9 protein-coding genes, 1 pseudogene and 1 riboswitch are annotated in these 10312 nt (G+C 58.0%); of the genes and pseudogenes, 4 read left to right on the top strand and 6 right to left on the bottom strand.

Annotation, left to right across the window (positions count from 1 at the left end; translation table 11 throughout):
• Nucleotides 1-77: 77 nt before the first annotated feature.
• Nucleotides 78-278, top strand: a riboswitch (cobalamin riboswitch).
• Between the two features lie 120 nt (nucleotides 279-398).
• Both AAAC48_RS09910 and AAAC48_RS09905 read left to right on the top strand, forming a co-directional pair.
• Nucleotides 399-1640 (top strand): aromatic ring-hydroxylating dioxygenase subunit alpha, encoded by a 1242-nt coding sequence (locus AAAC48_RS09910; protein WP_340654020.1) that lies wholly within the window; start codon nucleotides 399-401, stop codon nucleotides 1638-1640.
• 259 nt (nucleotides 1641-1899) lie between these two features.
• Nucleotides 1900-3003 (top strand): hybrid-cluster NAD(P)-dependent oxidoreductase, encoded by a 1104-nt coding sequence (locus AAAC48_RS09905; RefSeq protein WP_340654019.1) that lies wholly within the window; start codon nucleotides 1900-1902, stop codon nucleotides 3001-3003.
• A gap of 15 nt (nucleotides 3004-3018) precedes the next feature.
• Here the strand turns inward: AAAC48_RS09905 and AAAC48_RS09900 are convergent, their stop codons facing one another.
• The 5 genes from AAAC48_RS09900 to AAAC48_RS09880 all read right to left on the bottom strand — a co-directional run bounded on the left by AAAC48_RS09900 (nucleotide 3019) and on the right by AAAC48_RS09880 (nucleotide 8268).
• Nucleotides 3019-3759, bottom strand: a complete 741-nt coding sequence (locus AAAC48_RS09900) for an aspartate/glutamate racemase family protein (RefSeq protein WP_340654018.1) — start codon at nucleotides 3757-3759, stop codon at nucleotides 3019-3021.
• Nucleotides 3760-3769: 10 nt separating this feature from the next.
• On the bottom strand, nucleotides 3770-4591 hold the full coding sequence (locus AAAC48_RS09895) for an ABC transporter permease (RefSeq protein ID WP_340654021.1): 822 nt from the start codon (nucleotides 4589-4591) through the stop codon (nucleotides 3770-3772).
• Between the two features lie 268 nt (nucleotides 4592-4859).
• The gene (locus tag AAAC48_RS09890; protein ID WP_340654017.1) at nucleotides 4860-5792 is read right to left on the bottom strand and encodes an ABC transporter permease; all 933 of its coding nucleotides are present in this window, start codon (nucleotides 5790-5792) and stop codon (nucleotides 4860-4862) included.
• A 63-nt stretch (nucleotides 5793-5855) separates the two neighbouring features.
• Nucleotides 5856-7151 carry a PotD/PotF family extracellular solute-binding protein gene (locus AAAC48_RS09885; protein ID WP_340654016.1) on the bottom strand — a complete coding sequence of 432 codons (1296 nt, stop codon included), beginning with the start codon at nucleotides 7149-7151 and terminating at the stop codon, nucleotides 5856-5858.
• Between the two features lie 31 nt (nucleotides 7152-7182).
• On the bottom strand, nucleotides 7183-8268 hold the full coding sequence (locus tag AAAC48_RS09880) for an ABC transporter ATP-binding protein (RefSeq protein WP_340654015.1): 1086 nt from the start codon (nucleotides 8266-8268) through the stop codon (nucleotides 7183-7185).
• Between the two features lie 263 nt (nucleotides 8269-8531).
• Here AAAC48_RS09880 and AAAC48_RS09875 point away from each other — a divergent pair, with 263 nt between their 5' ends.
• Both AAAC48_RS09875 and AAAC48_RS09870 read left to right on the top strand, forming a co-directional pair.
• On the top strand, nucleotides 8532-9245 hold the full coding sequence (locus AAAC48_RS09875) for a GntR family transcriptional regulator (protein ID WP_340654014.1): 714 nt from the start codon (nucleotides 8532-8534) through the stop codon (nucleotides 9243-9245).
• A gap of 41 nt (nucleotides 9246-9286) precedes the next feature.
• Complete coding sequence (locus AAAC48_RS09870) at nucleotides 9287-10204, top strand: LysR family transcriptional regulator (protein ID WP_340654013.1); 918 nt, start codon at nucleotides 9287-9289, stop codon at nucleotides 10202-10204.
• On the opposite strand, the pseudogene AAAC48_RS09865 reads toward AAAC48_RS09870, so the two are convergent.
• Nucleotides 10183-10312 (bottom strand): annotated as a pseudogene (locus AAAC48_RS09865) (formyltetrahydrofolate deformylase); the annotation flags it as partial. The gene AAAC48_RS09870 and the pseudogene AAAC48_RS09865 overlap by 22 nt on opposite strands.

Here is a 10312-nt window from a genome sequence, read left to right as displayed (position 1 = left end):
TTTGCCGTCAGCGACCTGTGTCGCCTTGCGTAAATGCGATGTCGTTTCCGCACCTATTCTTTTTCCATGCCGGATGCTTTTATCAGGACACTTGAGGTGCCGCTTTCTAGGGAAGCGGAGAATTGGGAAGCCGGTCGAAAAACCCGGCGCTGCCCCCGCAACGGTAGTGGAGTAAAACGCGGCAAAACAGCCACTGGGAGTGCACCCCGGGAAGGCGCCGTGAAGCCCGGCAAGGCAACTCCAGAGCCCGGAAACCAGCCCCGAGTGACAACACCGACTGATCGCGGTGGGCGATCAAGAGAGCATGATTTTGTGCAGGCAACGTTTGTTGACTGTGCGGGCGTTCTTCTCCGTCACCACCAGTCAGTTCTTTGCAGCTGTAAGGGCGAGGACACGACATGGATATTCGTAACGAACTGCTCCGGAATCTCAAAAACCGGAAACCTGGCTACGGACTTGAACAGGCCTTCTATTCCGATCCAGAATATTACCGCCTCGACATGGAGAACATCTTCTATCGCGACTGGTTGTTCATCGGCCATGATTGCGAAGTCGCGAAGCCGGGTAATTATTTCACTGTACAGGTCGGCGACTATCCGGTCGTCATCGTCCGTGACCGTCAGGGACAGATCAGAGCCTTCCACAATTCCTGCCGCCATCGCGGGTCACGCATCTGCGCGGGCGAAAAGGGTACCTCGGCGAAGCTCGTCTGCCCCTATCACCAGTGGACCTATGAGCTTGATGGCCGGCTGCTGTTCGCCCGCCAGATGGGCGATGATTTCGACGCCAGCCAGTTCAGCCTGAAGCCGGTGCATTGCGAAAGCGTCGGCGGTTATATCTTCATCTGTCTCGCACAGGTTGCTCCGGATTTCGGTCCGACGCGCGCCATGCTCGATCCCTATCTCGCACCGCATCGCCTGACCGAAACAAAGGTGGCGTTCCAGAGCTCCATCGTCGAGAAGGGCAACTGGAAACTCGTCTGGGAAAACAATCGCGAGTGCTACCACTGCGTCGCCAACCATCCGGAACTGTGCAAGACCTTCCCGGAGGCTCCAAGTGTCACCGGTGTCCAGGGCTCCAAGGATGATCCGGAAATCGTCGCGCATTGGGATAAGTGCGAGGCGGCAGGCCTTCCGAGCGTCTTCCGCATTGCCGAGGATGGCCAGTACCGTGCGACGCGCGTGCCGCTTTTGCGCGATGCCGAGAGCTACACGTTGAGTGGCAAGCGCGCGGTTGGCAGGCAGCTCAGCGACGACGTCAATGCCAATCACATCGGTTCGCTGCTGCTCTACCATTATCCGACCACGTGGAATCACATCCTTGGCGATCACGCCATTTCGTTCCGTGTGCTGCCGCTTGGTCCCAATGAGACGCAGGTCACGACCAAGTGGCTGGTGCACAAGGATGCGGTCGAAGGTGTCGACTACAACATCGAAGAACTGACGCATGTCTGGCTCGAAACCAACGACCAGGATCGCCGTATCGTTGAAGAAAACGCCTTCGGTATTCGCTCCCCCGCCTATGAACCCGGCCCCTATTCGGTCGAGCATGAGGGCGGGGTGCTGCAGTTCCTCGAATGGTACAGCAATGCGATGGAGATGCGTCTGTCCGGCGACAAGAAACTCAGCAAGGTAGCATGATGAACAGAGCGAGAATGGGTCATATGGAACGCGTTCTGTTTCCCCGATGGCGAGACAATCCACGCGGAAGGTGGCAAGGCCGATGTCTATCCATCGGACGAAACCGACTGACAAAGTGGGTGGCCGCCAGCCGGAAACCCGAAGGGCCGGGTGAATTCGGGCCAAATCCATCGGGCTTCGGCTTCGTCCGATGGGTAAACATCGGCATTGCCAAACCCCTTGACCTTGTCAAGAATTCCCTCCGGCAGAACGGTGCAATATGACCTATTCTCGCTCTGTAGGCGTTCCCCAGAATTACCCGCACCTCGACCAGATGCAGCCGTGGAATGACCGGCTGCATTTGCTGGAGTGCCTGTCGATCATCGAGGAAGCGCCCAATGTGAAGACCTTTACCTTCAGGTCGGACAATCAGAACTGGTTCCGCTATGAGCCGGGCCAGTTCATGACCTTCGAATTGCCGGTGCAGCCGGAGGCAGTGCTGCGCACCTACACGCTTTCTTCCAGCCCGTCGCGGCCATTCACTATCGCCGTGACAGTCAAGGCGCAGGAGGACAGCATTGGCACACGCTGGATGCTCGATCATCTGACACCCGGCGTACGGCTGAAGGCATTCGGCCCGCTTGGCGATTTCTCGATGCGCAAGCATCCCGGCGGGAAATACCTCTTTATCTCTGCTGGTTCCGGGATCACGCCAATGATGTCGATGACCCGCTGGATGCATGATTGCGCGCCGCAGAGCGATATCAGCTTCGTTACCTGCGCGCGACGTCCCAGCGACATCATTTTCCGCAAGGAGCTCGAATATCTCACGAGCTGCATGCCCAACCTGAAGCTCGCTTTCCTCATCAAGGAACACGAGATGGGGCAGGTGTGGACCGGTATCCGTGGAAGGCTTGAAGCGCCGAAGCTGCCGCTGCTGGCGCCGGACTTCAAGGACCGGACGATTTTCTGCTGCGGACCGGAACGTTTCATGCGTGACGTCCGTGCCATGCTGGAAGCATCGGGCTTTGACATGGCGCATTATCACCAGGAAAGCTTTGGCCCTGCCGCCGAGCCGGTTCTGCCGATGATGGACGTCATTTCGACAGAGGTTGTCGAGGCCGCATCGACCGTCACATTCTCCATGTCAGGCATGGATGTGCCCTGCGGGGCAGGCGATACGATCTTGAAGGCAGCCCGCGGTGCCGGTATCCGCATCGCAGCCGCCTGCGAATCCGGTCTCTGCGGCACCTGCAAGGTCCTGAAGATTTCCGGCGAAGTCGACATGGACCATAATGGCGGGATTCTCGACGAGGAGATCGACGAGGGCTATGTTCTCGCCTGCTGCTCCAAGCCGCTCGGCAATGTCGAGATCGAGGCTTAGAACTGATCTAACCGGCTACGAAGCGAATCCCGGCGCAAAGGGTTCGAGTATACCGTGATAGGATTTGGCCAGGGGCGTTGCATAGGCACCGCGCTTGCTCGTCTTGAGGCCAAGGGAGATCAGGCTTTCCGCAAGCTTTACCGCTGCGCTGACGCCATCGATGACCGGCACGCCATATTCCTCCTGCAGATGGCGGGCGAGGTCGGCCATGCCGGCGCAACCAAGGACGATGGCTTCAGCCGCGTCGATCTCGAGTGCCTTTTCGATTTCCGATCGAAGCTTGTTCGATGCACCCGATGATGGATCATCGAGGGACAATACGGGTATGTTCGCGGCACGTACGGTAGCACGCTCCGTCATGCCATAGCGATGCACCAGCCCCTTGACCGGCATGATAGATCGTTCGAGCGTGGTGACGATACTGAAACGCTGGGCAACCAGCGCGGCCGTTGCGACGGCTGCCTCGCAGATGCCGAGAACCGGGATTGATGCCATCGCCCGCGCTGCATCAAGCCCCGTGTCATCAAAGCAGGCGATGATGGCCGCCTCGACGCCTGCTGCCTCGCCCTCGGCAATTTCCACAAGCAGCCCTGGTACGGCGAAGGCCTCGTCATAATAGCCTTCGATCGACACCGGACCCATACGCGATGTTTTGGCGACGACCTCAGTCGTTGGGCAGGCGACGAATTGTGCTGCGCCTTCGATAAGCGCGGTCATGCGCGAAGTGGTATTGGGATTGACGAGGAGAATGCGCATTTTCTGTGTTTTATCCGATACGAGCGCGGCGGCGGCCGACGACGACGATCGCCGTCAGCGCAATGAAGATGATTAGGAAGGAGAAGACGGTTGTGACGGTGCCGAGCGCGTACAGAACCGGCGTCGTGACATTCGTCGTCATGCCGTAGATTTCCAGCGGCAGGGTATTGAATGTGCCGGCGGTCATCAGTGTGCGGGCAAATTCATCGTAGGAAAGAGTGAAGCCGAAGAGGCCGACACCTATCAGACTTGGTGCGATCATTGGCAGCACGACATGGCGAAAGGTCTGCCACGGTGTGGCGCCGAGGTCGCGTGCGGCCTCTTCATAGGCAGGCGAGAAGCGGTTGAACACTGCGAACATGATGAGCACGCCAAAGGGCAGGGTCCACGTCAGGTGTGCGCCAAGGCCGGACGACCACCAGGCAGGCCTGATGCCTAGCACCTGGAAGAAGAGGCCGATGCCGAGGCTTATCAGGATCGAGGGAACGACGAGACTGGAAATTGCCAGATAGAACAGGAAGGTCGATCCCTTGAACTTGCGCCGGAAGGCGAGGCCAGCCAGCAGAGAGACCACAACGGTTATCATGGTCGTCATCAGGCCGAGGATCGTTGAACGGCGTAACGAGCCGCCGAAATCCCCAACCGCCTGCTGCTCGAAGAGATTGCTGAACCAGTGCACGGAGACGCCGTTCATCGGGAATGTCAGGCCTCCGGACGGACCCTGGAACGACAGGATAAAGATCGTCGAGAGCGGTCCATAGAGGAACAGCACAAAAAGCGAGAAGAAGAATGCGAGGATGTAGAATTCGCGGGAGCGCCTTTCCGAATGCATGTTAGAGCGAGATGAGGTCATACGGAATCCGTTCTGTTTAATGGCGAGACAATCCACGCGGAAGGTGGCGAGGTCGATGTGGTTCATCGGATGAGGCCGCCCGACAAAGTGGTTGTCCGCCGTCCGAAAACCCGAAGGGGCGGGTGAATTCGGGCCAAATCCTGCGGGTTTTGGCTACGACCGATGAACCACATCGGCCTTGCCAAATCCCTTGACCTAGTCCACGAATTCCCCCCGGCAGAACGGTTCCATATGATCTCATCTCGCTCTATAGCTCCTTCCGGATGTCGACGACGCGAAGGATCGCGGCAACGATAAGGAGGACGACGATTAAGAGGATCACGGCATTGGCGGCAGCGGCCGGATATTGCAGCAATGAGATCTGGTTCGACATCATCAGGCCGACAGATGCGCTTTGTCCGCCTGACATGAAGCGGACGGTGACGAAGTCGCCCATCACGAGCGTAATGACAAAGATCGAGCCAATGGCGATCCCGGGCTTGGCGAGCGGAATGATGACATTTGTCAGGATCTGAAAGCCTGAGGCACCCGCATCGCGCGCGGCCTCGATCAGCGAGCGGTCAATGCGCATCAGCGTATTGAAGATCGGGGTCACCATGAAGAGCGTGTAGAGGTGCACCATGGCAAGGACGACGGCGAACTCGGAGAACAGCAGGAATTCCAGCGGTTTGGGGACAACGCCAAGTTGGATCAGCGACGAATTGATCAACCCGTTGCGGCCGAGAAACGGTACCCAGGAAATCATGCGGATGATGTTCGACGTGAGGAACGGCACGGTGCAGACAAGGAACAGTATCATCTGCATGGTAGCCGAGCGGATGTGGAATGCCAGAAAATAGGCGACCCAGAAGCCGATCACCATCGTCAGCAACCAGACGATCACCGTGAATTTGATGGTGTTGAGGTAGGTCTTCCATGTCACCCAGGACCCGAGTGTCTCGGTGTAGTTGAAGGTGACGAAGTCGGGATATATTCGTACCGAATCATAATCCCAGAAACTGACCATGCCGATCGTCAGGATGGGCAGGAGCAAAAACAGGCCGAGGATCGCCGCCAGCGGCGTTGCCTGAAGATAAGAGGACGAGGACGAACCGCCGTCGCGCCTCGTCTTCCCAGCAGGTCTGGGCTTGGCCTTGCTGCCGGCACTTGTCGTTGTGTCATCTGCTGCAATTGCTGCCATGGGCTGTTCCCTCGAGAGAAGCGATGGCCGCCCTTGCAAAGGCAGGGCGGCCACTTTCAAACATCAAGCGGCGATGAATTCATTCCACTTGCGGACCATGTAGCGGTCCTCGTCCATGACCGAATTCCAGCAGGCCACTGCACCCATGCGGGCTTCGAAGGCGCCGCCGTCGCGTACCGCACCGGCCTTCTCCATGACCTTGCCATCGGGCGCGACGATATCGCCGGTCGCGGCCTTGCCTTCCATCCAGTAACCCCATTCATCAGCGGTCATGAACTTCTTGGCAGTTTCGGGCGCTGCGGAATAATAGCCCTGACGGTTGAGATAGGCGCCGACCCAACCGGAAAGATACCAATTGATATATTCATAGGCGGCATCGAGCTCGATGCCGCTCAGATGCTTGGCAAGACCAAGACCGCCACCCCATGCGCGATAGCCTTCCTTCAGCGGCTGATACTTGCAGGCGATGCCCTTGGAGCGCACAGCGGCAACGGCGGGCGACCACATGGACTGAATCACCACCTCGCCGGACGCCATCAGATTGACGCTCTCATCAAAGGTCTTCCAGAACGAGCGGAACTGGCCATCGCCCTTGGCCTTGATCAGGAATGCGACCGTCTTGTCGATCTCTTCCTTGGTCATGTTGCCCTTGTCGCCATATTTGACGACACCGATGGATTCGCAAATCATTGCTGCATCCATGATGCCGATCGATGGAATGTTGATGATCGACGCCTTGCCCTTATAGGCAGGGTCCATGATGTCGGCCCAGGTGGTGATGTCGCGGCCAACCAGATCGGGACGGATACCCAGCGTATCCGCGTTGTAGATTGTCGGGATAAGCGTCATCCAGTTGGTCGGGGCGGAAGCAAACTTGACCGAGTCCGCGCTTTCGACAAAGCCGACCGTATGCGGCGCCGTGCCCTGCGCGATCTTACTTGCGGGCGTGAGTTTGCCGGTGATGAAGAGCGGGGCGATCTTGTCGAAATATTTCATTTTCGACACGTCCATCGGCTGCATCACACCTGCCGGAAAGACCTTCTTGGCGATCCAGTATTCGATATCGGCAATGTCGTAGCTGTCGGGCTGGGTAACAGCGCGCTGGGTGACCGCATCGGAGTCGAGTGCGGTCATCTGCAGGGTAAAGCCCAAATCCTCCTTTACCTTGTTGGCGACGTCATTGAGGTTGGAAACGCCGGTGCCGAACTGGCGCAGCGTTACGTTCTTGATGTTCTGCGCCCAGATCGTCGGGAAGCCGGTGATCGCACCGGACCCGGCGGCAAGGCCTGCCGCCGCAGCGCCAGTTTTGAGAAATGTGCGGCGGCTCAATCCTGATTTGTGATTGGTTGTATCAGTCATTTTCAATTCCCCTTTTTGTTGTTTGATTTTTTCAAGAGTCGAGACGGCCAAGAATGATGGCGTCGTTGATATCCCAGGCGAGTGGTATGGCCTCGCCCACTGCAACAGGTCTTTCAAAGAAGGCCTGATCGCTGACGATGACGGTGAAGTCATCTATGCCTGCACCGGTGACCGAGAGTTTCACGGAAGAACCGCGATATTCGATGTTGGCGACGTTGCCGGTGAAGCCGAAGCCTGGGGCGGGTGCATCGCTGATGCGCACGCGATCCGTGCGGATGCCGATGTCGATGGGGCTGCCGATTTCTGCCTGGCCCGATGCGCTGAGGAAGACGCCCTCTGGAACTTCGAAATTTACCAGACCATCCACGCTTTTCGTCACACGGCCTGAAATGACATTGTGGTCACCCATGAAGCGGGCAACAAAGGCGGTCGCGGGTCGCTCGAACACGATGCGCGGGTGCGCGGCCTGCTCGATTTTGCCGTCATTCATGACAACGATCAGATCGGCCAGCGCCATCGCCTCTTCCTGGCTATGGGTCACATGCACAAAGGTAATGCCGAGGTTTGTCTGGAGCTTCTTCAATTCCGCACGCATGCGGATCTTGAGAAATGGATCGAGCGCCGATAGCGGCTCGTCCAGCAGCAGCGCTTCCGGATCAGTAATCAAGGCGCGGGCAAGCGCCACACGCTGTTGCTGACCGCCGGAAAGTTGTGCCGGGCGCCGTGTCGCGTAGCCATCCATCTGCATGAGTTTGAGCATGGCCAGCGCTCTGGCACGGCGCTGCTCCTTGTCGACACCCTTCATCTTCAGGCTGAATCCGACATTGTCGATCAAATCGAGATGCGGGAACAGCGCATAGGACTGGAACATCATCGCAGTCCCACGTTTTGCCGGCGGAAAATCGGTAACGACAGTGTTGCCGAGGCGGATGTCGCCGCTTGAGATCGTTTCGTGACCGGCAATCATGCGCAGCGTCGAGGTCTTGCCGCAGCCCGACGGGCCAAGCAGGCAGCAATAGGTGCCTGCCGGTATCTTCAAGCTGATCGTATCGACGGCCGTGGTGGCGCCGTAAACTTTGGAAACGGAGACGATATCAATTTCAGCGGCTTTGCCCATGCAGCATTCCCTTTCTGACTGAATGAGACTTTGCATGTATCGTGCCAATTTCCGTCTCGTCGGCTAACTCCCTGAAATCCTTGCTTCAATATTTGAGCGCGCAAACATCTTTTCGAAGTCGGGATGCTGCGACGCACAAAATATGTTCATGTTTTCAATCAGAGATGAAATTGTATGCAATCCGATTTTCAACGGTGTGCAATATTGGAGCTGGTCTTGCGCGCAAATCACGTTAAAAGGAATCGTGCAGACAGGGTGTGACAATGAATCCAGCCGATGGCGCTTTGCCGGTTCGAGATGACGTGCAGGACGATCGGGCGCAGGCTATCCGCGACGCGCTGCACAATGCCATTGTCGAACGGCGGCTTTCTCCAGGAGCGAAACTGGTCGAGACAGAAGTCGGTGAACTGTTCGACGTCAGCCGCACGGTGGTCCGCGCTTCGTTACAGATGCTGGCTTTCGAAGGGCTGGTAAAGATCGAGCGCAATCGCGGTGCCTTTGTCGCCCACCCGACGCCGGATGAAGCGCGCCAGATTTTCGAGTCCCGCCGGGTGATCGAGCCGGAAATCGCCGAGCGAGCGGCGGAGCGGATGACAGAGGCCGATATCAGGCTGTTTCAAGCGCATCTGAAGGACGAGGAGCGGTTGCTGGCCGAGCGTGGACCCAATGCGCGCCGCGCCGCGATCAAGGCCTCCGGTGACTACCATCTCATGCTGGCATCGGTCGCGGCGAACCAGATCCTTGAGCGCTTCATGCGCGAGTTGATCGCCCGCTCATCGCTCGTCATCGCGCTCTACGGGCAATCGGGTGCTTCGAGCTGCGCGCGATCGGAGCACGCGGATATTCTCGATGCACTTGTCGCCCGGGATGGCAAGAAAGCCGCCGAAGTGATCCGGCACCATATCGATCATATCGAGGAAGACCTTGACTACAAGCTCGCGGGCAATGCGCCCCTGCGGCAGGCCCTTCGTCTCTAGTATTATTTTTTCCTATGCCAGTCTGTGCTACTATCCAGCACATGAATTTGCGTTCCGTCGATCTGAACCTCCTTGTCGTGCTGGATGCCCTGCTCGATGAGGCACATGTATCTCGCGCAGCCGACAGGCTTGGCCTGTCGCAACCAGCCACATCGAGTGCGCTTGAGCGCTGCCGCCAGCTGTTCAACGATCCGCTGCTGGAACGCGGCAGGGGAATGATGCGGCTGACGCCAAAGGCGGAATCGTTGCGCGTGCCGATCAAGAACCTGCTGGCCGGCGTAGAGGCAGTGCTCGATCCGCCGGCAACTGACCTTGCGACCTTGCATCAAACAGTGCGCATTGTGATGGCTGATCATCCGGCCGTGGTCATTGTTGGTGCCTTGCACCAGGAGTTGGCGAAGTCGGCCCCCGGTATTGACCTTGTCATCCTGTCCTGGCACGGCGCGGACGATGCGCTCGATGGCTTGGCCAAGGGAACAATCGACCTCGCTGCTTCAGTCTTTCCCAAGATTGATGTTTCATTCCGGCGGCATGAACTGCTCGAGGAGCACTATGTGGTGATGATGCGCAAGGATCATCCTGCCGCTGCAAGTTTCAACCTTGAACGATGGCTGGCATTTCCGCATGTACTGGTCTCGGGCCGCGGCAAGACCAGAGGCGCCCTGGACGAGGCGCTTGCTATCCACGGCAGGGAGCGGCGTATCGGCATTGTCGTGCCAAGCTTCCTGATGGTGCCACCGCTTCTCGCCGAATCCGACCTGATCGTGATGATGCCGAGCCTGTGCGTGCCGAAGAACGCAGGCAATAGCTTCGCGCTATTCGAGCCGCCAATTCCGGTCGACGGCTTCGCATTACATCTGGCCTGGCATGTACGGCGTGATCAGGATCCCGCTGTGCAACACGTTGCCAGTATCATCAAGAGATTGCTCGAAACGCCTCAGAACACCACGGTCTTGTGACCATTGAGCATGACGCGGGATTCAAGGTGCTTCTTCACCGCCCGCGCCAGCACCCGGCTTTCGATGTCGCGGCCGGTGGCAACGAAATCCTCGGCGCTCATCGCGTGG

Source organism: Phyllobacterium sp., from assembly GCF_037994405.1.
GTDB lineage: Bacteria > Pseudomonadota > Alphaproteobacteria > Rhizobiales > Rhizobiaceae > Phyllobacterium.
The sequence above is the reverse complement of the archived record's forward strand: the minus strand, read 5'-3'. Positions and strand labels throughout refer to the sequence as shown.

Bases quoted from the DNA above. Each gene is read 5' to 3' on its own strand.
- AAAC48_RS09910 (WP_340654020.1), top strand. From the start codon at position 399: ATGGATATTCGTAACGAACTGCTCCGGAATCTCAAAAACCGGAAACCT.
- AAAC48_RS09875 (WP_340654014.1), top strand. From the start codon at position 8,532: ATGAATCCAGCCGATGGCGCTTTGCCGGTTCGAGATGACGTGCAGGAC.
- AAAC48_RS09905 (WP_340654019.1), top strand. From the start codon at position 1,900: ATGACCTATTCTCGCTCTGTAGGCGTTCCCCAGAATTACCCGCACCTC.
- AAAC48_RS09870 (WP_340654013.1), top strand. From the start codon at position 9,287: ATGAATTTGCGTTCCGTCGATCTGAACCTCCTTGTCGTGCTGGATGCC.
- AAAC48_RS09890 (WP_340654017.1), bottom strand. From the start codon at position 5,792: ATGGCAGCAATTGCAGCAGATGACACAACGACAAGTGCCGGCAGCAAG.
- AAAC48_RS09900 (WP_340654018.1), bottom strand. From the start codon at position 3,759: ATGCGCATTCTCCTCGTCAATCCCAATACCACTTCGCGCATGACCGCG.
- AAAC48_RS09895 (WP_340654021.1), bottom strand. From the start codon at position 4,591: ATGCATTCGGAAAGGCGCTCCCGCGAATTCTACATCCTCGCATTCTTC.
- AAAC48_RS09885 (WP_340654016.1), bottom strand. From the start codon at position 7,151: ATGACTGATACAACCAATCACAAATCAGGATTGAGCCGCCGCACATTT.
- AAAC48_RS09880 (WP_340654015.1), bottom strand. From the start codon at position 8,268: ATGGGCAAAGCCGCTGAAATTGATATCGTCTCCGTTTCCAAAGTTTAC.